Genomic DNA, 25,318 nt, shown 5'->3' with positions numbered 1-25,318 from the left:
CAGGCTCTCCGCGGTTCAAACGATGGTGAACAGCGGTTGGTCGTACTCAACCGGCTGGCCGTTTTCCACCAAGATGGATTCGATGACGCCGCTGGTTTCAGCTTCGATGTGGTTCATCATTTTCATGGCTTCGACGATGCACAGAATGTCGCCTTTCTTCACGCTCTGGCCCACTTCAACGAAGGCTGGCGAGGTAGGCGCCGGGGTGCGGTAGAAGGTGCCTACCATCGGCGAGCGAACCACGTTGCCGTTCAGCTTGGCAGCCACTGGGGCAGCGTCGGCGACCGGTGCAGCCGGTGCGGCCGGAGCAGCAGCAGGTGCCGGGGCGGCGAATACTTGCGGGGCTGGCGCGTACTGCGGCTGTTTGCCGTGACGGCTGATGCGTACGGACTCTTCGCCCTCACGGATCTCCAGCTCATCGATGCCGGATTCTTCCAGCAGCTCGATCAATTTCTTAACTTTACGAATATCCATAAGTAGCAACTCCCAAGGAAGAGGTCAGGGGCGTTCAAGTTGTTCCAGGGCAGCCTCCAGGGCCAGCCGGTAACCGCTGGCGCCAAGGCCGCAGATCACACCTACAGCAACATCCGAAAAGTAGGAGTGATGGCGGAAAGGTTCTCTCTTGTGCACGTTAGAGAGGTGCACTTCGATGAATGGGATGCTCACCGCCAGCAACGCGTCACGTAATGCGACGCTTGTATGCGTAAAAGCTGCCGGATTGATAAGAATGAAGTCCACCGCCTCGCTGCGAGCCGCGTGAATACGCTCGATCAGCTCGTACTCGGCATTGCTCTGCAAGTACATCAGGTGGTGGCCGGCTTCGCGGGCGCGGCGTTCCAGATCGAGGTTGATCTGTTCCAGGGTGGTGGCGCCGTAGACGCCTGGTTCGCGCGTGCCCAACAAATTCAGGTTGGGACCATGCAGCACCAGCAAGGTGGCCATGAGGGTGTTTTCCTTATTGTTTTGCCATTCGACGCTGCGCCGGACTATGCCGCAGGGGGTTGGGCATGTCCAGTTCTCAGCAGTAGCTAGCACGATAGCAGCAGATTGCTGCAAATATATGCAGCTCGTCAGCGCGCGCCGGCTGTGCGCAGGCGTTCGGCGAAGGTTGCAGCATCAACCTCACCTACGACACGGATATCGGCCCATTCGTCACCATTGGGTGCAAAAAACAGAATGGCGGGCGGGCCAAACAGCTTGTAGCGGTTGAGCAGGGTGCGCTGTTCTTCGTTGCTATCGGTGATGTCGAACCGCACCAGACGATAAGGCCCCAACTGGCTGGTGACCTCGGGTGCATGCAGCACCTCACGCTCGATTACTTTGCAGCTGATGCACCAGTCGGCGTACCAATCCAGCAGCAGCGGCTGGTTGGCGGCTTTGGCAGCAGCGAAGGCGGCATCCAGTTCGGCCGGGGTTTTTACCGTCTGCCAGGTGTCGGCGACGGGCGCCGCGCCCGACGCGGCAACGCTGGCAACGTTGCGGCCAAGCGGGCGCAGCGGATCGCTTTCACCCTGCAATGCACCCACCCACGCCGCAATGCCGTAAACCAGCAACACCAGGCCAAGCAGTTGTGCCAGACGCTCACGGGGCGCCTTGTAGCTGAACTCCAGAGCGCCGAGAAACAGCGCCACGCCAACGGCCAGCAACCCCCACAACGCCAGTGCCAGGCTTGGCGGCAACACCCGCTCCAGCATCCACACCGACACTGCCAGCAGCAGTACGCCGAAGGCGTTGCGCACCGTCACCATCCAGTTGCCCCCCCTTGGCAGCAAGGTACCGCCACCCACGGCGAACAACACCAGTGGCGTGCCCATGCCCAGCCCCAGGGCAAACAACTTCAAGCCACCGCCAAAGGCATCGCCACTGGCGCTGATATAAAGGAGCGCACCGGCCAGCGGCGCCGACACACAAGGCGATACCAACAAGCTCGACACCACGCCCAACAGCGCCGCGCCCCACAACGAACCGCCCTTGGCGTTGCCTGCCATGCGGTCCAGCGGCTCGCTGATAAAACGCGGCAGGCGCAGTTCGAACACGCCGAACATCGCCAACGCAAACAGCCCAAAGAACAGTGCGAACGGCACCAGCACCCAGGCCGATTGCAGGCGTGCCTGCAGATTCAGTTCCGCGCCGAACACACCCATCAAGGCGCCGAGCAAGGCAAAGCAGGCCGCCATCGGCAGCACATAAGCCAGCGACAGGCTTAAACCGCGCAGCCCACCAATCTGCCCGCGCAACACCACGCCCGACAGAATCGGCAGCATCGGCAATACGCAAGGCGTAAAGGTCAGGCCCAACCCCGCAATAAAGAACAGCAATAATTCATGCCAGCCCCAACCGGCTACCGGGCTGGTGCTGCTGGCCGCCGGCACATTGCTCGGCGCGCCTTTGCCATCGAGCTCCAGGCGCTCGGTCTCCGGGGGATAACACAAGCCTTTGTCGGCGCAGCCCTGGTAAGTGACGAACAGGGTATAGGGCAGGTTGTAGGCGTTTTTCAGCGGCAGCTCGACATCGAGAATGCCGTGGTACACCTCGACATCGCCAAAATACTCATCGTGCTTTTTCTCGCCCGGCGGCAACTGCGCCGAGCCATTGCCGACGTCGGCCGGCTCGATGCGGAATTGAAAGCGGTGGCGATACAGGTAATAACCGTCGGTGGCGACAAAACGCAGGGTCACTTTGTCGGCGGTGTTATCCACCACGCTCAACTTGAAGGCCTCACGTACCGGCAGGAAGTCGGCGCTGTTGTTCAGCGGCGCGCCGAGGGTGGCGCTGGGGCGGTTATCCAGAAGACTGGCGCTGACAGGCAGGGCGAGCAACAGCAGAAACAGGCTGAGCAGGCGGCGCATGGAAATCTCGCTACTAGGAAAGTGCGCGCAATCATAGCGGAAAGCATTGGGGCGTGGCCTTGGTCGAAACGAGTAGGGCGAATATCCGCGCAGCGGATATCCGCCGTTGAGATCGAGACGACGGATATCACTCACGGCGATATTCGCCCTACGGTCCCATACACCCTCGCGGATTAAACCCGAAACGCCTGCACCGCCGTATGCAACTGCCCACCCAACGCCTGCAACTGTTCGCCCTGGCTGCGCCCATGGTCAATGCGCTTCAGGTTGTCGCCGCCCAACTGGTGAATGCGCTCACTGTGCCCGCGAATTTCACTCACCGCGCCACTTTGCTGGGCCGTGGCATCGGCAATCCGTTCGGCCATGCTGGCGATGGTGCGAATGGCGGTGACGATTTCATCCAGCGCACCATCGGCTGCCTGAGCCTGGCTAGCCGTCGCCTCGGCATGGCCAACCTGGGCACGCATGGCCTCCAGCGATTGCCCTGCCGCTTGTTGCAGCCGTCCAATCAACTGCTGAATTTCCCCGGTGGCGCCTGCGGTACGCTGCGCCAGGGTGCGCACTTCTTCGGCCACCACCGCAAACCCGCGGCCACTTTCCCCGGCACGCGCCGCTTCAATCGCGGCGTTCAGAGCCAGCAAGTTGGTCTGGTCAGCAATCGAGCGAATCACCGTCAGCACGCCGCCGATGGTGGCGGTTTCGGCGGCCAGGCGTTCAATGGCCTGCGCGTTGCCCTGCACTTCGCTCACCAGCGTGTGCATGCCGGTGAGGCTTTGGCCGATAACCGTTTGCCCCTGCTCCAGCGCCCGACCTGCTTCACGGCTGGCATCGGCGGCCTGGCTGGCATCGCCTGCCACTTGCTGGATGGTGGATTCGAGGTCGCCCAGGGCATCGCGAATCTGTTCGGTATCGCCCGCCTGACGTTCGGCCCCGCTGTGCAAACCGTGGCTTAGCTCGGCCAACGTGCGGCTGCTGCCGGCCACCTGCTCGGCGTGTTGGCGAATGGTGCCCACCAGGTCGACGAGGTAGGCGCGCAGGCGATTGAGCGATTCCTCTATGTCGCGCAGCTCGCGGGTATTGGAGGCCAGCACAATGCTGTCGGCAAAATTGCCCTGCGCCCAGGCCGACAGCGACGGTGCCAGGCGGCTGAGTACGGTGCTCAGGCGCCGTTGAATGCGGTCGATGACCAGCGCAATCAGCAGAATCAGGCCAATCATCGCGCCCTGCAGCGTGCGCACTTGCAGCTGAATACGGCCGTATTCGGCACGCACTGCCGGCGCCAGCTCGTCGAGGGCGTGTTGCGTGGCGTTGAGTTTGTCGCCGGTTTTGCTCGCCAGGGCGCTACGGTTTTCAATCAGATCGCGGGTGCGTGTCAGTTCGGTCGGGTAGCGTTTAATCAGGCTGGTCAGGTCGCGCTTGAGGCCAATGCCACGGTCTTCGGCCTGGCTGGCGCTGGTGTCGTTGGCAATACCCATCATGGAGGCAAAGTCGTCGGCGCCGGAGTTGCTGGCATCGGCCACGCCTAACAGCGGCAGCGCTTGCAGGGCATCAGCTTGCTGGCTGAGCACGGTAACTTCGCGCTCCACATCGCCGGCCAACTCATCACGGCCACTGCTCACCAATTTGCCGCGAGCGTGGGCCAGGCGGCTCAGGTGCACGGCAGCGTTGAACAAAGGCGCACGGTAGGCCGAGCTGCTATCGGCTGGGCCACTGTCGGCATAGGTGCTGAGTTGTTCCAGCGCGGCGGAAATTTCCCGTTCCGCTTGCAGCAGCAAACCTTGCGGATCGCCTGCCAGCTTGCCGGCGGCCAGCAACTCATTGCGGGTGAACGCCTGCAAATCGCTCAGGCTGGGACGCAAATTCGCCGCCAGTTGCGGCGGCAGTTCAACGGTGGCGTTCTGCAAACCGTCGATGGCCTGGCTCGCGGCGCTATGGCGCAGCGCATCGCCGCTGGCCAGGTAGTCCTGAATATTCTTGGCGACCTCGGCCTGGAACCGCTGCGACAGATTCAGGTACTGCTCCATCAGTTGATACGGACGCTCCAGCGCGCGCTGCGACCACCACAGTGTGGCCGCCAGAGCCAGGCAAACGGCAACCAGCAGAGCAGTGTTGAAGTTGGTGAGGTGTTTCAGGCGCATAGACAGGACTCGACCGATAACACATGGCGTCAAAACGCCATGACTGGCTATAAAGTCCTGAATTTATTGCTCTTTCATTGCGATCTGATGACAGCGTGACGGGCGTCACGTTTAGACCTGCGCCCGGCTTCGCGCATGAGCGAAAGGTTTTTAACTTTCGAAAATATCCACGCGGTTGCGGCCGCCGTGTTTGGCCACGTACAGCGCCTGGTCGGCGCGCTTGGAGAGCTCGTTGCTGTCGACGTCATCGAGCAACTGCGCGATGCCACAGCTGAAGGTGCACGACAGATCCTGCGGGCTGGCCGGGTAGTGGATTTCGGCAAACCGCTGACGAATGCCGTCCAGCACTTTCGCCGCCGTGGCTGCGTCGGTGTTGGGCAGTACCACGGCAAACTCTTCGCCACCGTAGCGGCCGATATGGTCGGTCTTGCGCAGGCGCTGCTTGAGAAACAGCGCCAGGCTCTTGATCACCCGGTCGCCCATGGGGTGGCCGTACACATCGTTCACTTTCTTGAAGTGGTCGATATCGAGCATGGCGAAGGTCACCGGCAGGTTGTCGCGGCGCGCGCGGGTGCGGGTGTCATCGAGCAGTTGCAGGATATGGGTGTGGTTATACAAACCCGTGAGGCTGTCGCGAACCATGCGCGATTTCAGGTTGCGCGCGCGCTCGGCACGGTTGCGCACGGTGGCGATCAGGTGACGCGGCTTGATCGGCTTGGTCAGGAAGTCATCGCCGCCCTCGCTCATGGCGTCGAGCTGCTTGTCCAGATCGTCTTCGGCCGACAGGTAGATGATCGGCACGCTCACATAGCGGTCGTTGTGGCGAATCACCTGAGCCAGCTCGGTGCCGCTGCACTCGGGCATATACATGTCGAGAATGATCAGGTCGGGCTGGAATTCGGCCAGCACGCTCATGGTCTTGATCGGGTCGGTAAGCGTCTGGGTAATGATGCCGGCGCTGTTCAGCACCCGCTCGGTATGGGTGGCCTGGGCGCGTGAGTCGTCGATGATCAGCACGCGGAATGGCTCGTACTGGCTCACATGGGTGAGCACTTCAATACGCTCCAGCAGGGTGGAGGCATCCAGGCTGCCGGTGAAAAACTCTTGCCCACCGGCGCGTACGGCGGCCAGGCGGGTAGGGGTGTCGGTTTCTTCCTCGCTATAAAAAAGCAGCGGCAGCTTTTGCTCGAGGTCTTGCTGAACTTCGTTGGCCAGCTCCAGGCCTTTGCCGATACCGGCGAAGTCCACTTCCATAAGGATGGCGGCCGGGTGGCGCTCGCGCATGGCGGCGCGGAAGGCGTTGGCGGTGGCGAACGACTGCGCGCTCAAGCCAAAGAATTCCAACTGCTGGGCCAGGCGTTCGGCGCGCTCGCGGTCCTGCAGGCCGACATACACTGGCTTGCGCAGCGGCGGCAGAAAGGTTTGTTCGTATTGGTCGCCATGCCGCAGACCGGTACGCGACAGGCGCTGCATCAGCTGGTTCAGTTCGGTAATCAGCGCGCTGTTAAGGCGGCCCTTGTTGGCGCCGCTGGCCTCCAGGCACTGGCCGATGCTGCGGGCCAGTTGGGCGTGCTCATCCTGGCCAAACCGCTCGGCATAGCGCAGCAAGCGCAGGTTGGCCTCGGCCAGTTCGGTGTCGTTCCATTCCCGTTCCTGCAGCCGTTGCCACACCTCCAGCACTTGCCGCGCCTGGTGAATCACGCGCTGGGCAAAGTGGTGTTTGAGGCGGTCGCTGCTGAGGTCTTCTTGCTCGGACATGGCCGGACGTCTTCTTTAGTACGCGGTTGCCGCTCGGGCGGCTCGTATGGTGGCGCTATGCTACCAATGCTTAGTCTGTACGCTAGTACCGTCGATCATTTGACGCCAGTCAAGTAGCAAATTTTTGACGGGTGGCGAAATGTATCGCTCATGTCAGCCTTGTTACATGACCGGCGGTAAGTTTGCGTTGTCGCGCTGCGCATCCGCAAGCGGTTCCCTTATAGTGCCCCGCAGGGCAGTGCCGGAATGTGGCGCCCGCCAGGGCAGTGCGACAAAGGAGCGCCAATAAGGCGGCACCCTCTGCGCAGGCTGTGGTCGAACTGCTGACTTCGATTGAAAGGACAAGGTCATGTTGAATTGGAAGAACCGCGCCAGCACCGTTCGTGATGGCGTCGGCAACTCGGTAGATGGCGCCCGCAGTTACTTCGGCGGCCTGTGGATAAGTCGCGCATTGGGCACCTTGCTGGCCCTTTATCTGATTGCCGCCGGCCTGATCGGTTGGTGGTGGAGCCAGGAACCAGGCTTGTTCCAGGTGCAGCAAAATGCGCAGCAGGCGGCTCAAGCAGCCAATCGCCAACTGGTCAGCGGCTACACCACGGTCGAAACCCTGAAAAAAGTCGTGTCCACCTTGCTGGACAAACCCGGCGGCTACCTCTCCAACGACCTCGCACCGCCGGGCCTGTGGCTGGATAACATGCCCAGCTTCGAATACGGCGCGCTGGTGCAAGTGCGCGACCTGTCGCGTGCGCTGCGCAAGGACTTCGCCCGCTCGCAAACCCAGTCCACCGAAGACCCGGACCTGGCCAAAGCCGAGCCGCGTTTCAACTTCGACAATAAAAGCTGGGCCCTGCCGGCCTCTGAAGCCGAGTACCGCGAGGGCATCAAATCCCTCGACCGTTACCTGGCCCGCCTGGCCGACCCAAACCAGCCGAGCGCGCAGTTCTACACCCGCGCCGACAACCTGAATAACTGGTTGGGCGACACCGCTACCCGTTTGGGCTCGCTGTCACAGCGCCTGTCCGCCAGCGTCGGTCAGGTGCGCCTGAACAGCGGCACCAAAGAGCCTGAACACACCGTCACCGCCGGCGACGTCCCCGCGGTGCGTGAGGAAGTCTACGAAACGCCGTGGATGCAGATCGACAACGTGTTCTACGAAGCACGTGGCCAGGCCTGGGCGCTGTCGCACATTCTGCGCGCGATCGAAGTCGACTTCGCCGATGTATTGGCGAAAAAGAACGCCACCGTCAGCGTGCGCCAGATCATTCGTGAGCTGGAGGCCTGCCAGGAACCGCTGTGGAGTCCTATGGTGTTGAACGGCAGCGGCTACGGCATTCTCGCCAACCACTCGCTAGTGATGGCCAACTATATTTCGCGCGCCAACGCCGCGATCATCGACCTGCGTCAACTCCTGAGCCAAGGCTGAGTGGTGGACGTATCCAACGCGGAGGTCGCCCACCGGGCCGCCTCCGATGCCGAGCACATTGCCTGGGTAGATGAAGCCGATGCCGAACTCGGCAGCCTGCCGCGCGCCGAGTTGCGCGAGCGCGGACTGATCGGCCGCGGCACCTTCATTCTGCTGTTCAACAGTGCCGGTGAGTTGTGCATCCACCGCCGCACCCTCAGTAAAGCGGTGTATCCCGGTTACTGGGATGTGGCCGCCGGCGGCATGGTGCAACTGGGCGAAAGCTATGCCGAGTCCGCTGCCCGTGAGCTGGAGGAGGAGCTGGGCATCGGCGGTGTGGCGTTGCAGGAACACGGTCGTTTCTTCTTCGAACAGCCGGGTAATCGCTTGTGGGGAGCGGTGTTTTCCGCCGTTTCGGACGCACCCTTGCGTCTGCAACCCGAAGAGGTACTGGAGGCGCGGTTCGTTTCCGTCGAGGCCGCCCTGGCCGCCAGCGAGAACCAGCCGTTTTGCCCCGATTCCCTGGAAGCCTTCAAGCGCTATTTACGCAGTGGCGCAGCAGGTCGCGAATTCAGCGTTTAATGGCGCAAATTGGCTATTAGCAACACGCGGATTTATCGGTACACTTCGCCGCCTTTCAAGCCTGAGCCTCCCGGCCCAGGTGCGCTGCCCCTGCCAGAGTGGGGCTTCGCGGCTGACACCTTTGTCAGCCAGTCGCTTTCAGGTCCAACCATTTCATAACGCTGCGCTGGACCCTCCTGACCGAGGAACAACCCGGTGGTCAAGAAAGCTTCGTCCTTTTCCGCCCTCGGCGGTTTGGTGTTTTCCACCGATGCAGGTCGGCATTGCCCGGACTGCAGCAAACCTGTGGACGCCTGCATCTGCAAACAGACCGCCATTCCCGATGGAGATGGCATCGCCCGTGTTCGCCGCGAAACCAAAGGTCGCGGCGGTAAAACGGTGACCACCATCACCGGCGTGCCGCTGGCCGAAGAACCGTTGAAAGAGTTGGCCAGCCAGCTCAAACGGCGCTGCGGTTGCGGCGGCTCGTTGAAAGACGGGGTCATCGAAATCCAGGGCGACCATGTGCAGCTGCTACTCGATGAACTGCTTAAACAGGGCTTCAAAGCGAAGAAATCTGGCGGCTGAAGCGTCGCCTCCTAAACTTCGCCTTTAACCCGTTTGCCATCGACGCGGCTGAACACCTCAGTAATCGTCATGTCCACTGCTTACCTTGCACGAGTCGGGGCTGCCCGGCGCTTTTGAATTCTTTTAAGAAGGGAACCTGAATGTCCGTACGACGCACACGTAAAGATGACGGCAGCCAATGGACAGTCGCGGACAGCCGCAGCGTTTATGGCATTCGCCATTGGGGCGCCGGTTATTTCGCCATCAACGAAGCCGGTCGTGTGGAAGTGCGCCCCAGCGGCCCCAACAGCGCGCCGATCGACCTCTATGAGCAAGTTGACGAGCTGCGCCAGAGCGGCCTGTCGCTGCCGTTGCTGGTGCGCTTTCCCGACATTCTGCAAGACCGCGTGCGCCAGCTGACCGGCGCCTTCGACGCCAACATCGCGCGCCTCGACTACCAGAGCAAATACACCGCCCTGTACCCGATCAAGGTGAACCAGCAGGAAGCGGTGGTGGAAAACATCATCGCCACCCAGAACGTTTCCATTGGCCTGGAAGCCGGCTCCAAGCCCGAGCTTCTGGCCGTGCTGGCGCTGGCGCCGAAGGGCGGCACCATCGTCTGCAATGGCTACAAAGACCGCGAATTCATTCGCCTGGCGCTGATGGGCCAGAAGCTCGGCCACAACGTATTTATCGTTATCGAAAAAGAATCCGAAGTGCAGTTGGTGATCGAAGAAGCCGCCGAGCTCAAGGTCGCCCCGCAGGTTGGCCTGCGCGTGCGTTTGTCGTCCCTGGCTTCGAGCAAGTGGGCCGACACCGGCGGCGAAAAATCCAAATTCGGCTTGTCTGCCGCGCAACTGCTGTCGGTGGTCGAGCGCTTCCGCGCCGCCAAACTCGACCAGGGCATTCGCCTGCTGCACTTCCACATGGGTTCGCAGATCGCCAACCTGGCCGACTACCAGCACGGCTTCAAAGAGGCCATTCGTTACTACGGCGAACTGCGCGGCCTCGGCCTGCCGGTCGACCATATCGACGTTGGCGGCGGGCTGGGTGTGGACTACGACGGCACCCATTCGCGTAACGCCAGCTCCATCAACTACGACATGGACGACTACGCCGGCGTGGTCGTGGGCATGCTCAAGGAATTCTGCGACGCCCAAGAGCTGCCGCACCCGCACATCTTCTCGGAAAGCGGCCGCTCCCTCACCGCGCACCACGCCATGCTGGTGGTGCAAGTGACCGATGTGGAAAAACACAACGACGACGTGCCGACCATCGACGACAAGGAAAGCCTGCCGGAAACCGTGCAATGGCTGGTTGACCTGCTGGGGCCGACCGACCTGGAAATGGTCACCGAAACCTACTGGCGCGCTACCCACTACATGAGCGATGTGGCCAGCCAATACGCCGACGGCAAAATCAGCCTGACCCAGAAAGCCCTGGCCGAGCAGTGCTACTTCGCCGTATGCCGTCGCCTGCACAACTCGCTCAAGGCTCGGCAGCGCTCGCACCGCCAGGTGCTGGACGAACTCAACGACAAGCTCGCCGACAAATACATCTGTAACTTCTCGGTGTTTCAGAGCCTGCCGGACACCTGGGCCATCGGCCAGGTGCTGCCGATTCTGCCACTGCACCGTCTGGGTGAGGAACCGCTGCGTCGCGCCGTGCTACAGGACTTGACCTGCGACTCCGACGGCAAGATCAAGCAATACGTCGACGAGCAAAGCATCGAGACCAGCCTGCCCGTGCATGAAGTGCGTGAAGGTGAAGACTACCTGCTGGGTATTTTCCTGGTCGGCGCCTACCAGGAAATTCTCGGCGACATGCACAACCTGTTCGGCGACACCGACTCGGTAAACATCTACCAGAACGCCGACGGCAGCGCGTACCACGCCGGTATCGAAACCCACGACACCATCGAAGACATGCTGCGCTACGTGCACCTGTCGCCCGAGGAGTTGATGACCCACTACCGCGACAAAGTCGCCAGCGCCAAGATCAGCCCACGCGAGCGTACCCAGTTCCTCGACGCGTTGCGGTTGGGGCTGACCCGTTCCTCGTACCTATCCTCCTAAGCGCGTTCGTCGCTACGGCCGCTGGCCGTAGCGACGGGCTACGAGTCAGAACGCGAGCAACTCAGCGGCGTCCCGGTCGGTGTTCACACTAAACAGCGTCCAGCCGCCCGCCGTGCGGTAGAAGTCGAACGTCCACAGCGAGGGGTAACGCCCCCGATGCTGAAGAAACTGTTCGCGCACCATGGTTTCCCCCACCCGTTTTTCGCTAATGAATTCCACCACCCCGGTCGGTTCGCCCAGGTCCGCCAGGCGTTGTGCCGCAGCGCGGGTAAAGCGCGCGGCAATGGCATCGAGGTCGGCAATCGAAAGGGGGCAATGGCCTTTGGCGGCCTCGATATGCGCTTTCAGCAATGCAAACGCTTCGGCCTCATCGGTAGCGGCCTGCCCAACCACAATGGTGATGAAAGCGCGCACTTGCTCCAAGGAATCGAGTTTTGGCGACTCGGCGCAGGCCGTGAATGTGGCGAGCAATGCATAAAGGTTTACGGCGCGGCGACTGGTGGTGGAGGGGGGAGGCATGCGTGTCAGCATAGGAACGTTTTCTCTTGTGAAAGCGCAGCCTCTGCATCGCCAGGCTGTGCGCGAACCCAGGATTAGGTTCGTGCGCTACCCTAAAAGTCCTCACCGGTTTGACTATGTAGGAACGATCCACGATTCGCGCTGCCCGATCCTCAGGTTTCCGAAAATATATCGTCGGACATGTCATCGATTTCTTCGCAAGGGCTGTTAATGCGCCGATTCTTGAATCCTCTCCTCCTCGCCGTCAGTACGCTGCTGAGCGCCTGCTCGCCCGTCAGCCTACTCAACGCCCTGACCTCAACCGACACCTATACCAAAACCCGCGCCATCGCCTACGGCTCTGACCCACGGCAGCGGCTGGATATCTATACCCCAACGGTGAAGAAAGCCGGTCCCACCCCCGTGGTGCTTTTTTTCTATGGCGGCAGTTGGAACAGCGGTGAGCGCAAAGACTACCGCTTTGTCGGTGAGGCCTTGGCCAGCCAAGGCTATGTCGCGGTAATCGCCGATTACCGGCTTTATCCACAGGTGCGCTACCCCGACTTTCTCAAAGACGGCGCCTACGCGTTTGCCTGGGTGCGCCAGCACATCAACGACTACGGTGGCGATCCCGACCACCTGTTTTTGATGGGCCACAGCGCCGGCGCCTATAACGCCGCGATGCTCGCCCTCGACCCGCGTCTGCTCGCCGAGGTCAATCTTGCGCCCAGCGCCATTCGCGGCTGGATCGGCCTAGCCGGCCCCTACGACTTTCTGCCCATCGAAAACCCTGACGTACGCCCGGTGTTCTTCTTCCCCAACAGCCCGCCGGACTCGCAGCCGATCAACCACGTTAGCGGCAATACTCCGCCAGCGCTGTTGATGGCCGCTCGCGACGACGATCTGGTCAACCCGCAACGCAACACCGGTGGTTTGGCCAAACGCCTACGTGCTGTGGGCGTGCCCGTGAGCGAGCACTACTACGACAACGTGAGCCATATATCCCTCGTCGCGGCCTTGTCCCGGCCGCTGCGCTACAAGGCGCCGGCATTGGAAGAGATTGCGCGGTTTATCGACAGTGATGGCGGGCGTACTGCAGCTTCTGCGGTGATCAAACCGTAGACACCGTCGGGTATCCCAACTCACCCATAGGCGGCGCGTTTCGCGTAGGAGCGAGCTTGCTGGCGAAGCTTTTTTCTTGTCGAAAAAACTTCGCGAGCAAGCTCGCTCCTACAAAAGCTGAGCCCGGCAGCGGGGGGAGGAGGGGCCAAGAGAAGGGGGCGCAATGCTTTACGCGAGATTCAAGGCGCGCCGAACTTGAGGGTGCCCAGCGGCAGATGCCCGAACACCGACCAGCCAATTACGCTCAACACCCCCAGCACCACATACCCCACCACAATGCCCAGGGCGATCTGCTTCCACAGCCCTGCGTGTGGGTTGGTGCTGCCGCCATTGGAGCGCACAGGGCGGTCGCGCTCGGCGCGAATATCGTCGAATTCGTCTCTCATATTTTCTCCGGGACGCCCCGAGGCGCCTCTATAAACTGTTGGTCAGCTCTACGGCGAGCCTACATTGCCGACCATTCTACGGACCGGCGCCGGGATAACCGAGCGACTACTTGCGCCGATAGCTCTTCTTGCCCGATGGCGTCATACAGAACTCCCCACCTCGCGGCCCCACGCACAGCGTGCCGCCGCCACAAGGGCAATCGCCACTGGTGCTGCCGCCCACTGCTTTCAACGGCGCCTGGCTGCCGCCATAACTGGCCGAGCAGTTCTTCTTCGAACCGCTAATCGAGCCGTCGTTGCACACGAATAACGGCCCATCACAGCGGGCGATTCCGCCTTTGGCGCCGGAGCAAGGCGTGTTGGCAACGCTGGGCTGGGCAAGGCCGAGGGCGATAAGCAGCAGGACGAGTTGAGCGAAGCGACAGGGCACGGCGAAGTCCTTTTTGCGCGTAGAAGGGCATTGAACGTGGCGAGCCGTCTGATCGTGCGCCACCGATGGCCGATTCTGCCCAGCCAATTTCTCGCCGTCACCTGTCTCCCCGTTTGGACAGCCCGCCAAGCCTGTACTAGGTTCATCACGTTGTGCTCCGACAAGGATGCGGCCCGGCGTTCGCCTGTCGCCCCATCGTTCTCTCCAGGAGCTTCTGCGTTCAACTGCCCATTTTGCCCCCTGCGCTGGTAAACGCAGGCGGTGAGGTGTGCTCGTCGACCTGATCGAGGACGTTGCAGATATGGATACGGGGAGCATTTCGCTATGGCTGTCGCTGGCCTTTATCGGTATTTCCATAGCCGGCCTGGTGGTCATCTTTCTGATCATCAAGAACAAAACCATCGAAAACGAAAACATCGACAAGATCATCGAACTGGGCAAGTGGTTCGTGGCCTCGGTGGCCATCACCCTGTCGGCGTCGATCATCAACGACGGTTTCCGTGAGCGCGACCAGGACATCAAGGAAATGGAGGTCTTCGACAAGTACGTCAGCACCGTGCTGGAAGCCGATAGCCTGGAAAAACGCAAACTGCTCTCCGAGTACTTCGTGGCCGTTTCACCCAATGGCGAAATTCGCCGGGCCTGGAGCAACTACGAGCAGATCGTTGATAAACATATCAAGGAAAACGAAGAAGACCTGGCCAAAGTCGCACAGTTGGAATCCAAAGAGCAGAACGGTAACGCGTCACCCGAGGAAGTGAGCTTGAAGGCCAACCTCGCCGAGAAAATCAGCATTCGCAACGAAAGCCTGATGGTGCAAACCAGCCTGCCCAAACCCCAAACCGCTCGGGTCTTTATTCACATCAACGACGAAGAACAGCGCTCAGTCATGAAAACGCTGCAAAACAACCTGTCGGGCCTCGGGTTTGCCGTTCCCGGCATCGAAAACATAACCGGCAAGGCGCAGATTCCAGAAAACCCCAATGTCCGCTACTTCAACGACCAGGACGCCAATCAGGCAGCGCTCGTCGTCGAGCAACTCAAAGCCCTGGGTTTTACCAACGCCTACCCCTACCGGGTCAGGGCCATCAGCGCGCCGGTCGGCTCGCTCGAAGTGTGGCTGGGCAAACCATAATCTGAGGAAATTACCCATAACGAGGAGGCTTATATGCTTGCCTGGGGCCAGAAAGTATCCAAACCCTTTCGCGACCGTGTGATAGGTATGTCTACCACGCTGGGCGTCGATCCCAACTTCCTGATGGCCTGCATGGCCTTTGAATCAGGCGAAACCTTCAGCCCCTCCATCAAGAACGCCGCCGGCAGCGGCGCGGTCGGGCTCATTCAATTTATGCCCAGCACCGCCCAGGCGCTCGGCACCACTTCACAGCAACTGGCTGCCATGAGCGCCGTGAAGCAACTCGACTTCGTCGAAAAATACTTCCTGCCTCGGGCCGGGAAATTGAAGTCGCTGGAGGATGTATACATGGCCATCCTCTGGCCCGTCGCCATCGGCAAGCCGCTGGACTTTGTATTGTTCGACAAGAGCGACCCCCAGCACCCCAAACGCTATATCCAGAATGCCGGGCTGGACTTTAACCGGGATGGGAAGATCACCAAGGCGGAGACGGCGGCGAAGGTGAGGGCGAAGTTGGAGAAGGGACTGCAAGCCGAAAATGCATCGGTGTAGAACATGCGCAGAGCACGCCTTACCGTTTTCTTCGTCGGTCTGTTGCTCCCTTATGCGGCACGGCTGCCGGGAGGAGTGGTCTGGCTAACGGCATACACAAATGCAGGTGTTGGTGGATGGCTGTTGTTAAATGCCTTCAACGCGATTGCCTGGGGCAGCATTCTGGCGATCAGTTTTTTATACCGTCGGCCGGCTTACCTTCTCGCACCGTCGCTGCCGGGTTTTGGCTATTTGGCCTGGGCGCATTACACCCTCGACCTTGCTGCGGATGCTCAGGCTTCTCTAGGCATCATCTTTATTCCCATCCACGCGCTGCTGCCCATTCTGGTGGGTGGCGGCGTTGGGTATGTGCTGGATAGACGGCTAAGGTAAGCCGTTGGAGACGACGTTGGCTTGGCGGGGTGCATGCATTAAGTGGCTGGTAGGCAGTCTGTAGTCACTACCCCAGAAACAACAAAGGCCTACCCGAAGGTAAGCCTTTGTTTTGTTTGGTGGCTACACAGGGACTTGAACCCCGGACCCCAGCATTATGAATGCTATGCTCTAACCAACTGAGCTATGTAGCCAAGTGGCGCGCATTATTCTTGGCTCGGGCTTGGCTGTCAAGCTGAAATTTCTTCCTTTTTTCACGCACGATCAATCGCTTAGCGTCAGTGGGTATCGCCCACGGCGACGCGGCGCGGCTGCATCAGCGGGTTTTGTGTGAGCTGTTCCAGAGCCAGCGGTTTGGCGAAGTAGTAGCCCTGGGCCTGGCCGGCGCCTATCTCCCGCAGCAACTGCAACGTGGCTTCGTCTTCCACCCCTTCGGCTACTACCGACAACCCCAACGACTCGGCCATGCGCACAATGGCGCGCACGATGGCGCGGCTGCGCGAGCTGGTGGTGAGTTCGAAGATGAAGGATTTGTCGATCTTCAACCCGCTGAATTGGTACTGGTGCACGTAGCTCAGGGATGAAAACCCGGAGCCGAAATCGTCGAGCACCACGCTCATGCCTTTTTCGGAAAGTTGCTGCATGGTCCGCTGCGCTTGCGCCGGTTCGGCCACCAGCGCGCCTTCGGTGAGTTCCAGGCAGATGCGCGCCGGGGCAATGTTGTGGCGGGCGAGCAGGGCCAGCACTTCTTCGGCGAACTCCGGGCGCGTGATGCTGTAGCTGGAGCAGTTCACGTGCACCGGCGGCCAGTTGGCGTGCTCGGGTTTGGCGAGAATTTCGGCCACGCTGTTGAGCATATAAAGGTCGAGGCGACCGATCAGCCGCAGACCTTCCAGCGCTGGTAGGAAATACCCGGGTGCTAGCACGCTACCGTCCGGTTGTTGCCAGCGAATCAAGGCCTCCAGCGATATCAGCTCGCCCGTGCGTACGTTGACGATGGGCTGAAAGTAGGGGATCAGTTCGTCAGTGCGCTTGAGTGCGTTGCGCAGGGCGCCTTCGCGCTCCATCTGGTCGGACACTTCGCGGCGCAGTTCCTGGTTGAACACGGCGAAGCTGTCGCGGCCGGCGTTTTTTACCCGGTACATGGCCGTATCGGCGTCGCGCAGCAGGTCTGCCGGCTCTTGGTGGAATTGCTGGTCGGCACTGACGATGCCAATGCTGCAAGAGGAAAACAGGGTATGGCCGTCGATGGCGAAGGGCACATCGAATTCGGTGAGGATGCGCTCGGCAATGCCGATGGCCACTTCCAGCGGAGCGCCGGGGGCCAGCACGGCAAATTCGTCACCGCCCAGGCGTGCCAGCAGGTCGCTACCGCGCAGGCATGCGCGCAGGCGCGCGGCGGCTTCGGTAAGGAGGAGGTCGCCGAAGTGGTGCCCAAGGCTGTCGTTGATCAGCTTGAAGCGGTCGAGGTCGATAAACATCACCACCAGCTGTTTGCCGTGCTGGTGAAAGTCGTGCCAGGCCAGGTTGAGGCGGTGCTGCAGATGGCTGCGGTTGGGCAAGCCGGTCAGCGAGTCGTGGGTGTTTTCGTGCTGCAGTTTGGCGTTGGCGTAGTCCAGTTCCCGGGTGCGGCTCTGTACTCTTTCTTCCAGTTGCAGGTTGGCAGCTTGTACGGCTTCGGCGGCGTTGCGTCGGGAGAACGCGGTGTCGATATGCCGCGACACGAAGGTCAGCAGTTCCTGGTCGCGCAGGGTGTAGCGCACGTTGGGTTCGTAGCTTTGCACCACCAGTACGCCGCGTACGTCGTTGTCGGCAAACAGCGGAATGCCCAGCCAGGATTGCGAGCGCACCGGTTCTTTCGTGCGTTCGATTTCGCCGATGTCCATCAGCCGCGAGGCTTCGTCGTAGTCGATCAGGCAGGGGCGGCGCTGGCGAATGACGTATTCCGTCAGGCCGCGGCGGCCTCGGCGCGACGGCGGTGGATCGCTGCGCTGTTCATCGACGAAGTAGGGAAAACTCACTTCGTCGAGTAGCCGGTCGAACTGGGCGATATAAAAGTTGAGGGCGAACAGCAGCTCCCCAACGATGCTGTGCAAACCGCGAAACAGGTCAACCATTTCTCCAGGCTGGCTGGACAGTTCGGTGATCTGGAACAGCGCGCTTTGCAGGTGTTCTGCGCGTTCGCGGTCGGCCACTTCCTGGCGCAGGGTGTGGTTCAGTTCGGACAATTGCAGGGTGCGGCGCGATACGGTTTCTTCGAGGTCGGCGCGGTGCAGAATGCGGTCCAGCGCCATGGCCACGTGGCGCACCACGACCAGAAACAAAGCTCGGTCCTCAGAGCTGTAGACCCGCGACTTTTCATACACCTGCATGGCCAGCATGCCGAAGACTTCGTCAGACGCATTCTTCAACGGCGCGCCCATCCAGAATTCTGGCTTATGCCCTACGCAAAAAAATCGCCCCTGCGCTTCGGCCGCGTAAATGCCGGCCGCATCAATCAACAGGGGTTGGCCGCTGGTGAGCACCATCCCGGTAAGGGACAGGTGCTCGGGGTCGAGGTACTCGTAGGTCTCGGCTTCCAGCGCCTCGGTGTCGATGATGTCGACGTAATAGGGGTAGGTAATCTTGCGGGTGTCGCAGTCGTACAGCGACAGGTAGAAATTCTCCGCATCGATCAGGCTGGCCAACTGCTGGTGAACCCCCGTCAGAAACTCGGAGCGTTCACGGGTGGACGTGGCCAGATAGGTGATTTCGTATAACACGCGCTGAGTCAGTTGGGCGCGGGCCAGGGTAATGGCCTGAGTGTGCAAGGCCAGTTGTTGTGCCAACTCGGTGAGGGCCGTGATGTCTTCTGCGCTGGAGGTGTGTGGTGCCAGCAGCCAACCCAGCACGCTCTCACCACTGCCGGTTGCCCAGCGTTGGAGTTGGCGGCTGGCACAGAAACTGTCCAGTTGCTCGGGGGAAAGGCTGTCCGGCCATTCGGCGTCGGCACTGCCTTGGCCACTGAGGTGCAGGTGGTCGTTCACCCGGTACCACGCCCAGGCGTGCGTGTGCGACCACTGGCTGGCCGCCGCGAGCAAGGTGCTAATGGCGCTGGCAAAGGCGGCTGCGTGAGGCGAGCCGTGGGGCAGGGTGGACGAATTCATTGGCGCTCCAAGCCAGAAACTGACTGGGGCCCATATTCGGGCCTATCTGCCAGTGCTGGCAAGCGAGGGCGTGGGAAATGACTGAATGGGTGGAGGATTAATAGCTTTGAATCTGCAGATTATTACTTCATGGCGCTTGTTTTAGTGGTAGTGGTGGCGAGGTTAAACGTTGAATTGGCAGCGTTGAGCGCTGCTGCAAGTCGCTGGTTGATTAATGTGTTTGATATATGCAGTAAGTTATTTCCGTGAAATAAAGAGTGGGTCAGATGTGTTGAGTTTGTCAGGTTGCAAAAAATCATATAAAGGAAATACAGGCAAGTGCAAAGTTTAATCCCATTGATTTGTAGGGTTCGTCCTTGTCTGCGTATTGCACTGGAAAAAACGTTAAAAGTTCGGCAAGGTTTAAAGGTGTTCAACGTGGCGTGCGATTGCAGTGTTTGTGCATTGGAATAGCGCCCCTGGCAAATAAGTCAAATAGGTAAAGGGAGAGACCATGAGTAGCTTTCAGAATGAAGTTCCCAAAGCACGGGTGAATATCAGGCTGGACCTTCATACCGGTGGCGCCAGCAAAAAAGTCGAACTTCCCCTCAAGCTCATGCTGCTTGGCGACTACAGCAATGGTCGCGAGCAGCGCCCCCTTTCGGCCAGGGGCAAGGTCAATATCAACAAGAACAACTTCGACAGTGTAATGGCCGAGTTCTCGCCGAAGCTGAAACTGGCGGTGACCAATACGTTGGTCGCCGACGGGACACAGGCCACCATCCAACTTGCTTTTCAGCAGATGAAAGACTTTGAACCGGAGCAGGTGGCGCGACAGATTCCGCAATTACGGGCCTTGCTGGCAATGCGTAATCTGTTACGCGATCTGAAGTCTAATTTGCTGGATAACGCGACCTTTCGTTATGAGCTTGAGCAGATTCTTAGGAACGACTCGCTACGGGGTGAGTTGCAAGTTGAATTAGCGGCGCTGAACAACGGCCATCAATAAGCCTGTCTCCCGTCATATGTAGGAAAACAACCAATGCCAGACAAAAAAATGCCTGCTTCTGCGCAGGACGCTGAAGTTTTGCCCGAAGAAAATAAAAGTGTGTATGCCGCGCTGTTCGGAAAAATAAATCTCAATACGGTGCCGTCCCTGGGTGCGATTGAGGCGTTCCAGAACAATGATGTGCTGTCCGAAGTGTCTGCCGACGAGCGTGTGACGGCAGCGGTCAGCGTGTTTCTGAGCCTGCTCGAACAGGCGGCACAGAAAGTTGAGCGGTTGGATAAGGCCCTTTTGGACGATCATATTGCGATGCTCGACCAGCAGATCAGCCTTCAGCTCGACGCCGTTATGCACCATCCCGAGTTTCAGCGCGTGGAGTCGGCGTGGCGGGGTGTGAAGTCGTTGGTTGATCAGACCGATTTTCGTCAGAACGTGCGCATCGAATTGCTCGATGTCAGCAAACAACACCTGGTGCAAGACTTCGAAGATGCACCGGAAGTGGCGCAAAGTGGCCTGTACCTGCACACCTATACCCTGGAGTACGACACCCCCGGTGGCGAGCCTATCGCGGCGGCCATCTCCAATTACGAGTTCGACCGCAGCCCGCAAGATATTGCCCTGCTACGCAATATTTCCAAAGTTTCGGCCGCGGCCCATATGCCGTTCGTGGGTGCGGTGGGCCCGGCCTTTTTTGGAAAAAGCTCAATGGAAGAAGTGGCTGCCATCAAAGATATCGGCAACTACTTCGACCGTGCCGAATACATCAAGTGGAAGTCGTTTCGCGAAAGTGACGACGCCCGTTACATCGGCCTGACCATGCCGCGCGTGCTCGGCCGTTTGCCCTATGGGCCTGATACCGTGCCGGTGCGCAGCTTCAACTACGTCGAACGCGTAAAAGGGCCGGACCATAACAAGTACCTGTGGACCAATGCCTCGTTTTCCTTTGCCGCCAACATGGTGAAGAGCTTTATCAACAACGGCTGGTGCGTGCAGATCCGCGGCCCTCAATCGGGCGGCGCAGTCTGCGATTTACCCATTCACCTGTACGATCTGGGTACGGGCAATCAGGTAAAAATTCCTTCTGAAATCATGATTCCGGAAACCCGCGAATTCGAATTCGCCAACCTGGGTTTTATTCCGCTCTCGTATTACAAAAACCGTGACTACGCCTGCTTTTTCTCCGCTAACTCCACCCAGAAGCCTGCCCTGTATGACACCGCCGATGCCTCTGCCAACAGCCGCATCAATGCGCGCTTGCCGTACATTTTTTTACTGTCACGCATTGCCCATTATTTGAAGCTGATTCAGCGCGAAAACATTGGCACTACCAAAGACCGCCGGTTGCTTGAGCTGGAGCTGAACAAGTGGGTCGGCGGGCTGGTCACCGAAATGACCGATCCTGGCGACGACCTTCAGGCGTCCCATCCCTTGCGCGATGCCAAGGTCACGGTTGAAGACATCGACGACAACCCAGGCTTCTTTCGCGTGAAGCTGTACGCCGTGCCGCACTTTCAAGTAGAGGGCATGGACGTCAACCTCTCGCTCGTTTCGCAGATGCCCAAGGCCAAGGCCTGAAGGGCGGTGCGGAGTAGATCGCGATGAGAATTGACCGACCACTGTGGGCCACCGGCGTGTTGCTATCGGCGCAACAGTTCCAGCAGCAAGCGCGCTGGGAGGCCTGGAGCAATGCCGGCCTGGCGCATCTGGCGCTGGTGCATCCCTGGGGCGTACAGGCGCTGGCGTTCGATCTGGATGCCTTGCGCCTGGGCAAACTAAAGGCCACCCGGCTCAGCGTGCGCATGCCCGATGGCACGCCAATCGATACCCAGTTGGCTGACCCGTTGCCGCCCGCCATCACGCTTTCTGCGGTGCTAACCGACGCCTGTCAGCGCGCCACCGTGGTGCTGGCGCTGCCCCTTGAACAGGGTAATGGCGGTAACTGTGTACTCGATGGCGAGCGAATGGATCGTCCGACGCGTTACCGCCAGGTGTGGCGAGAAGTGCAGGATCAGTACGGTGAGGAAGCCGTTTCTATCGGCGTGATGGAGCATCAACTCAGCCTGCGCCTGGAAACCGATGACAACAGTGACTTCCTGACCTGTCCGCTGGTTCGGCTGCAGCATGACGAGTTCGGTGCCTGGGCCATCGATGCGGAGTATGTGCCGCCGCTATTAAGTTTCAGCGCCCATGCCGGGCTGCTGGCGCAGCTGGACAATGTACTGACCCAGCTCTCCACCAAACGCCAGCGTCTGATGGCCATGCGTCGGGAGAGCAATCAGCGCATGGCCGACTTTGCTGTGGCCGATGTATCGCTGTTCTGGTTGCTCAACGCGTTGAATACCTATCAACCGGTGCTGGCTGAGTTGAAGGCCCATCCGCAGCGGCCGCCGGAGCTGGTGTATCTGGAGTTGGCCAAGTTGGCCGGCAGCTTGCTGACGTTCTCCCTGGAACACGACATCGACAAGATTCCGGCGTACCGGCATGACGACCTGCAAGCGGTGTTTGCGCCGCTGATGCGCACGTTGTCCTCCCTGCTCGAAGCCAGTCTGCCGTCTCGGGTTATCGCACTGACGCTGGAAGAAAACGGCGCCAATCGCTGGCAGGTGAGTTTTCACGATGCGCGCCTGTGCGAGCCTGGTGGTGCCGATTTCTACCTGTCAGTGCGCTGTCAATTGCCCGCCGTGCAGGTGCAGGCGCAGTTCCCTCGTCTGTGCAAGGCCGGCACGCCCGACGATATCGATCGTCTGGTGAATGCGGCCCTCGATGGTGTTCCGCTACGTCCTCTGGGTCATGTTCCGGCAGCCATTCCATTGCGGCTGGAAAACCAATATTTCGCCCTCGATATGCAGCACGCAAAAGGCCAGCTCGTATTGGCCCAGGGTGTCTGCGCGTTCTACGTACCCGCCACCCTGCAGGATGTGAAGCTGGAACTGTTTGCGGTGCTGCGCTCATGACGCCTGTACGGTCCATCGATATTGACGCGTGCCTGCAAGCCAGTTACCTGGTGGTGGTGCAGTTGCGCCACGGTGTATCGGCCAGGGAAAGCACAACCCTCAAGAGTGAGTGTGCCAATCAGGTGGCGCAGGTTCGTCAGGCGCTTAAGGATGCCGGCATCAGTCCGCGCAACATCGACTTCATCAGCTACGCCCAGTGCGCGTTGCTCGATGACTCCGTGCTGCGGCTCTCGACCGGGCTTGCGCACTGCCAATGGGCTGAGGAGTCGCTGCAAGCGCGCTTTTTTCAGCAGCATGAGGGTGGAGAAAGGCTCTACGAAAATATTGCCGAGGTATTAAGTGAGCCAAACCCGGAGCCACTGGTACTGACCGTCTTTCAGCGGGTATTGATGCTGGGATTTCTTGGCCGGTACCGCTACGAGAACGACCCCCAGCGCGAGCAACTCCTGCAGGCACTGAACGCTCGAGTCGAGCCGCTGGATATCTCGCTGGCAAGAGCCGGAGCAGTGGTCGCTGACCATTCAACGCGCGGGGCACCCTGGTTGCACTCCCCCCTGATTCATTTGTTCAGTGCCGCTGTGGTGCTCGCGACGCTTTGGTTTGGATTTGACCATTTGCTGGATACCGCGATCGACGCCGTGCTCGCGGGGCGGGCGTTCAAATGACGCTCCGGCTGATGCGCGCGCTGTGGTTATGGGCCGGTTTTCTGGCTTTCATGCTGCTGATTATCTTGCCGGTCAGCGGTTGGGTCGCGGTGGGGACTGGAGTGGCCGCCGCGCTACTCGTCAGCGTGGGGTGGCACTGGTCTCAGCGTCGAATAAAAGATCAACGCCAAGCGCTGGTATTGATGGGTGATGCCTCGTTACCCTCGGCTTCTTATCGACGCCCTATCGCCCTGGTGTGTGGCAGCGGCGCGCGTGCATTGTTTGGTGCGGAGTGCGCCGATGGCATTGCGGTGCGTCTCACGGATGCGGCGTGTTACCTGTCGGTTTCCCGGGCGCAGCGTCTACCAACCATCGTGGACAGCTTGCTGGCGCTGCGTCCGCACTGGGCCAACCAGTTGTGTGTGGTGGCGGTGGTCAACCCGAGTGAGCAGGCCGAAAGCTCGGCATTGACCGCAGACCTCCAGGCGTTGCGCCACCAACTGGCATGCGCTCGCCGCCGTGGTATCGCCTTGCCGTTGCTGGTGGCCAATTACCTGCCAACCGGGGCGGACAACAGTGCCTGGTTTGGCTGGTACCCAGGCACCGGTAATTTGCGTGTGCTGGAGCAGGAGAGCCAATGGCATCTTGGCGCCTGGCAACAACAGGCGCCTAGTCTGTTGGCCGGCGCGGGCCGATTGCGCAGCGTGGTGCAGTGCAACGCCGCGATAGCCTGGCTGGCAGAGCAAATGATCGCGCCGTTGACCGACGGCGGGGCCTACGATCCGCCCTGTACGGCTACCGCCTGCGGCGTTTTTCTGTCGCCGCAACACGCCCCTGGGGTCGCGAATAATTTGTGGCAGCGCTGGCTGGGCGACTTTACGGGCTTGTATGAGCAAGCGGTACCGCACCGTGTGGCTGCAACCTCCTTGCCCCTGCCAGACCCGTTACTGGGCATGTTGGCGTTACGGCCGCAATCGGCACCTGTGCATCGAGCGGGTGCCATTGCCCTGTGGTTGTTCGTGGCGGCCTGCGGTATCGCCTGGGCCAGCTCGGCCTGGCAGAACACCCTGTTGGTACGCCAGGTCAGTGACGACCTGCGCCGTTACCAAACCGCCGCTCATGATCATCCCGCCAGCGCCATGACCCAGGAAGCATTGGCGGTGTTGCGCCGGCACGCCAGCGTACTGGATGACTATTACCGCTATGGCGAGCCGCTGGCACTGGGCCTTGGCCTTTACCGTGGCGAACCTCTGCGCGCTCGCGTGTCGCAAGCCGTAGCAGCAGTTCGCCCAGCCATGGCCGACGAGCTCGCTGACCAGACCATCCACCTGGACAGCCTTTCTCTGTTTGCAGTCGGTAGCGCCACGCTGAAACCCGATGCCACGCCCGTGTTGATCGGTGCCATGAGTCGTATCCAGGCACGCCCGGGCTGGCTGATTCTGGTCACCGGCCATACCGATGCCGCTGGCCTGGCGCAAAAAAACCAGCACCTATCACTTGCCCGCGCCAACGCCGTGCGCGATTGGATGCAACACATGGGCAGCATCCCTGCCCACTGCATTGCCGTTCGCGGTCTGGGGGCCAGCCAGCCTATTGCCAGCAATGAAACCGAACACGGCCGGGCGGCTAATCGCCGCGTCGATATTCGTCTGGTGCCGGAACCGGGGAGCTGCATGCCTGCGTTGTCGGCACCTGATCTGCAACCGCCGCGGTCCGCGGCGTTATCCCTCTGAAACAAGGAGCT

The 25,318-nt window shown here is 60.3% G+C and carries 22 protein-coding genes and 1 tRNA gene; 13 read left to right on the top strand and 10 right to left on the bottom strand.

Annotation, left to right across the window (positions count from 1 at the left end):
- Positions 1–15: 15 nt before the first annotated feature.
- The 5 genes from accB to PKE98_RS11880 form a co-directional block, all read right to left on the bottom strand.
- Positions 16–474 (bottom strand): acetyl-CoA carboxylase biotin carboxyl carrier protein, encoded by a 459-nt coding sequence (gene accB, locus PKE98_RS11900; RefSeq protein ID WP_271195491.1) that lies wholly within the window; start codon positions 472–474, stop codon positions 16–18.
- A 24-nt stretch (positions 475–498) separates the two neighbouring features.
- Positions 499–942: a type II 3-dehydroquinate dehydratase gene (aroQ, locus tag PKE98_RS11895; RefSeq protein ID WP_108098429.1), complete on the bottom strand. Its 444-nt coding sequence runs from the start codon at positions 940–942 to the stop codon at positions 499–501.
- 128 nt (positions 943–1,070) lie between these two features.
- Positions 1,071–2,849, bottom strand: coding sequence for a protein-disulfide reductase DsbD (locus PKE98_RS11890; RefSeq protein WP_271195490.1), 1,779 nt, complete (start codon positions 2,847–2,849; stop codon positions 1,071–1,073).
- A 173-nt stretch (positions 2,850–3,022) separates the two neighbouring features.
- Complete coding sequence (locus PKE98_RS27315; protein ID WP_271195489.1) at positions 3,023–4,987, bottom strand: methyl-accepting chemotaxis protein; 1,965 nt, start codon at positions 4,985–4,987, stop codon at positions 3,023–3,025.
- Positions 4,988–5,137: 150 nt separating this feature from the next.
- Positions 5,138–6,745 carry a response regulator gene (locus PKE98_RS11880; protein ID WP_271195488.1) on the bottom strand — a complete coding sequence of 536 codons (1,608 nt, stop codon included), beginning with the start codon at positions 6,743–6,745 and terminating at the stop codon, positions 5,138–5,140.
- 349 nt (positions 6,746–7,094) lie between these two features.
- Between PKE98_RS11880 and PKE98_RS11875 the strand changes: the two genes are divergently transcribed.
- The 4 genes from PKE98_RS11875 (at position 7,095) to speA (ending at position 11,350) form a co-directional block, all read left to right on the top strand.
- Positions 7,095–8,168: a DUF2333 family protein gene (locus tag PKE98_RS11875; protein ID WP_271195486.1), complete on the top strand. Its 1,074-nt coding sequence runs from the start codon at positions 7,095–7,097 to the stop codon at positions 8,166–8,168.
- A gap of 3 nt (positions 8,169–8,171) precedes the next feature.
- Positions 8,172–8,729 (top strand): NUDIX hydrolase, encoded by a 558-nt coding sequence (locus PKE98_RS11870; RefSeq protein ID WP_271195485.1) that lies wholly within the window; start codon positions 8,172–8,174, stop codon positions 8,727–8,729.
- Between the two features lie 195 nt (positions 8,730–8,924).
- Positions 8,925–9,296: a translation initiation factor Sui1 gene (locus PKE98_RS11865; protein WP_271195484.1), complete on the top strand. Its 372-nt coding sequence runs from the start codon at positions 8,925–8,927 to the stop codon at positions 9,294–9,296.
- A 140-nt stretch (positions 9,297–9,436) separates the two neighbouring features.
- Positions 9,437–11,350 carry an arginine decarboxylase gene (gene speA, locus PKE98_RS11860; protein WP_271195483.1) on the top strand — a complete coding sequence of 638 codons (1,914 nt, stop codon included), beginning with the start codon at positions 9,437–9,439 and terminating at the stop codon, positions 11,348–11,350.
- Between the two features lie 45 nt (positions 11,351–11,395).
- Here speA and PKE98_RS11855 read toward each other — a convergent pair whose 3' ends face one another.
- Positions 11,396–11,869 carry a hypothetical protein gene (locus tag PKE98_RS11855; protein ID WP_271195482.1) on the bottom strand — a complete coding sequence of 158 codons (474 nt, stop codon included), beginning with the start codon at positions 11,867–11,869 and terminating at the stop codon, positions 11,396–11,398.
- A gap of 210 nt (positions 11,870–12,079) precedes the next feature.
- Here PKE98_RS11855 and PKE98_RS11850 point away from each other — a divergent pair, with 210 nt between their 5' ends.
- Positions 12,080–12,970 (top strand): alpha/beta hydrolase, encoded by an 891-nt coding sequence (locus tag PKE98_RS11850; protein ID WP_271195481.1) that lies wholly within the window; start codon positions 12,080–12,082, stop codon positions 12,968–12,970.
- A gap of 179 nt (positions 12,971–13,149) precedes the next feature.
- Here PKE98_RS11850 and PKE98_RS11845 read toward each other — a convergent pair whose 3' ends face one another.
- Both PKE98_RS11845 and PKE98_RS11840 read right to left on the bottom strand, forming a co-directional pair.
- Entirely contained in the window at positions 13,150–13,356 is a 207-nt protein-coding gene (locus PKE98_RS11845; protein ID WP_271195480.1) for a hypothetical protein, read from the bottom strand.
- 106 nt (positions 13,357–13,462) lie between these two features.
- The gene (locus PKE98_RS11840) at positions 13,463–13,786 is read right to left on the bottom strand and encodes a YdcA family protein (RefSeq protein ID WP_373877846.1); all 324 of its coding nucleotides are present in this window, start codon (positions 13,784–13,786) and stop codon (positions 13,463–13,465) included.
- Positions 13,787–14,054: 268 nt separating this feature from the next.
- Between PKE98_RS11840 and PKE98_RS11835 the strand changes: the two genes are divergently transcribed.
- Genes PKE98_RS11835 through PKE98_RS11825 form a run of 3 tightly spaced genes read left to right on the top strand, consistent with a single transcriptional unit; the run spans position 14,055 to position 15,845 of the window.
- Entirely contained in the window at positions 14,055–14,921 is an 867-nt protein-coding gene (locus tag PKE98_RS11835; RefSeq protein ID WP_271195479.1) for a hypothetical protein, read from the top strand.
- Between the two features lie 33 nt (positions 14,922–14,954).
- Complete coding sequence (locus PKE98_RS11830) at positions 14,955–15,473, top strand: transglycosylase SLT domain-containing protein (protein ID WP_271195478.1); 519 nt, start codon at positions 14,955–14,957, stop codon at positions 15,471–15,473.
- Between the two features lie 3 nt (positions 15,474–15,476).
- The gene (locus tag PKE98_RS11825; protein ID WP_271195477.1) at positions 15,477–15,845 is read left to right on the top strand and encodes a hypothetical protein; all 369 of its coding nucleotides are present in this window, start codon (positions 15,477–15,479) and stop codon (positions 15,843–15,845) included.
- Positions 15,846–15,962: 117 nt separating this feature from the next.
- Here the strand turns inward: PKE98_RS11825 and PKE98_RS11820 are convergent.
- A tRNA-Met gene (locus tag PKE98_RS11820) sits at positions 15,963–16,039 on the bottom strand.
- Positions 16,040–16,123: 84 nt separating this feature from the next.
- Positions 16,124–18,991: a bifunctional diguanylate cyclase/phosphodiesterase gene (locus PKE98_RS11815; protein ID WP_271195476.1), complete on the bottom strand. Its 2,868-nt coding sequence runs from the start codon at positions 18,989–18,991 to the stop codon at positions 16,124–16,126.
- Between the two features lie 493 nt (positions 18,992–19,484).
- Here PKE98_RS11815 and tssB point away from each other — a divergent pair, with 493 nt between their 5' ends.
- Genes tssB through PKE98_RS11790 form a run of 5 tightly spaced genes read left to right on the top strand, consistent with a single transcriptional unit; the run spans position 19,485 to position 25,307 of the window.
- Positions 19,485–19,979 carry a type VI secretion system contractile sheath small subunit gene (gene tssB / locus PKE98_RS11810; protein WP_271195475.1) on the top strand — a complete coding sequence of 165 codons (495 nt, stop codon included), beginning with the start codon at positions 19,485–19,487 and terminating at the stop codon, positions 19,977–19,979.
- 33 nt (positions 19,980–20,012) lie between these two features.
- Complete coding sequence (gene tssC / locus PKE98_RS11805) at positions 20,013–21,551, top strand: type VI secretion system contractile sheath large subunit (RefSeq protein ID WP_271195474.1); 1,539 nt, start codon at positions 20,013–20,015, stop codon at positions 21,549–21,551.
- A 23-nt stretch (positions 21,552–21,574) separates the two neighbouring features.
- Positions 21,575–22,930: a type VI secretion system baseplate subunit TssK gene (gene tssK / locus PKE98_RS11800; RefSeq protein WP_271195473.1), complete on the top strand. Its 1,356-nt coding sequence runs from the start codon at positions 21,575–21,577 to the stop codon at positions 22,928–22,930.
- The gene (tssL, locus tag PKE98_RS11795; RefSeq protein WP_271195472.1) at positions 22,927–23,595 is read left to right on the top strand and encodes a type VI secretion system protein TssL, short form; all 669 of its coding nucleotides are present in this window, start codon (positions 22,927–22,929) and stop codon (positions 23,593–23,595) included. Before tssK ends, tssL begins: the two co-directional genes overlap by 4 nt.
- The gene (locus PKE98_RS11790; RefSeq protein WP_271195471.1) at positions 23,592–25,307 is read left to right on the top strand and encodes an OmpA family protein; all 1,716 of its coding nucleotides are present in this window, start codon (positions 23,592–23,594) and stop codon (positions 25,305–25,307) included. Before tssL ends, PKE98_RS11790 begins: the two co-directional genes overlap by 4 nt.
- The last annotated feature ends 11 nt before the right edge of the window (positions 25,308–25,318 follow it).

It is taken from the genome of Pseudomonas turukhanskensis, assembly GCF_027922365.1.
Classification (GTDB): Bacteria; Pseudomonadota; Gammaproteobacteria; order Pseudomonadales; family Pseudomonadaceae; genus Aquipseudomonas; species Aquipseudomonas turukhanskensis.
This window is presented reverse-complemented; position numbering and strand designations above follow the sequence as displayed.

Excerpts from the sequence above, each read along its gene's own strand:
- accB (WP_271195491.1), bottom strand. The coding sequence starts at position 474 with ATGGATATTCGTAAAGTTAAGAAATTGATCGAGCTGCTGGAAGAATCC.
- aroQ (WP_108098429.1), bottom strand. The coding sequence starts at position 942 with ATGGCCACCTTGCTGGTGCTGCATGGTCCCAACCTGAATTTGTTGGGC.
- PKE98_RS11890 (WP_271195490.1), bottom strand. The coding sequence starts at position 2,849 with ATGCGCCGCCTGCTCAGCCTGTTTCTGCTGTTGCTCGCCCTGCCTGTC.
- PKE98_RS27315 (WP_271195489.1), bottom strand. The coding sequence starts at position 4,987 with ATGCGCCTGAAACACCTCACCAACTTCAACACTGCTCTGCTGGTTGCC.
- PKE98_RS11880 (WP_271195488.1), bottom strand. The coding sequence starts at position 6,745 with ATGTCCGAGCAAGAAGACCTCAGCAGCGACCGCCTCAAACACCACTTT.
- PKE98_RS11875 (WP_271195486.1), top strand. The coding sequence starts at position 7,095 with ATGTTGAATTGGAAGAACCGCGCCAGCACCGTTCGTGATGGCGTCGGC.
- speA (WP_271195483.1), top strand. The coding sequence starts at position 9,437 with ATGTCCGTACGACGCACACGTAAAGATGACGGCAGCCAATGGACAGTC.
- PKE98_RS11855 (WP_271195482.1), bottom strand. The coding sequence starts at position 11,869 with ATGCCTCCCCCCTCCACCACCAGTCGCCGCGCCGTAAACCTTTATGCA.
- PKE98_RS11850 (WP_271195481.1), top strand. The coding sequence starts at position 12,080 with ATGCGCCGATTCTTGAATCCTCTCCTCCTCGCCGTCAGTACGCTGCTG.
- PKE98_RS11845 (WP_271195480.1), bottom strand. The coding sequence starts at position 13,356 with ATGAGAGACGAATTCGACGATATTCGCGCCGAGCGCGACCGCCCTGTG.
- PKE98_RS11830 (WP_271195478.1), top strand. The coding sequence starts at position 14,955 with ATGCTTGCCTGGGGCCAGAAAGTATCCAAACCCTTTCGCGACCGTGTG.
- PKE98_RS11825 (WP_271195477.1), top strand. The coding sequence starts at position 15,477 with ATGCGCAGAGCACGCCTTACCGTTTTCTTCGTCGGTCTGTTGCTCCCT.
- PKE98_RS11815 (WP_271195476.1), bottom strand. The coding sequence starts at position 18,991 with ATGAATTCGTCCACCCTGCCCCACGGCTCGCCTCACGCAGCCGCCTTT.
- tssB (WP_271195475.1), top strand. The coding sequence starts at position 19,485 with ATGAGTAGCTTTCAGAATGAAGTTCCCAAAGCACGGGTGAATATCAGG.
- tssC (WP_271195474.1), top strand. The coding sequence starts at position 20,013 with ATGCCAGACAAAAAAATGCCTGCTTCTGCGCAGGACGCTGAAGTTTTG.
- tssK (WP_271195473.1), top strand. The coding sequence starts at position 21,575 with ATGAGAATTGACCGACCACTGTGGGCCACCGGCGTGTTGCTATCGGCG.
- tssL (WP_271195472.1), top strand. The coding sequence starts at position 22,927 with ATGACGCCTGTACGGTCCATCGATATTGACGCGTGCCTGCAAGCCAGT.
- PKE98_RS11790 (WP_271195471.1), top strand. The coding sequence starts at position 23,592 with ATGACGCTCCGGCTGATGCGCGCGCTGTGGTTATGGGCCGGTTTTCTG.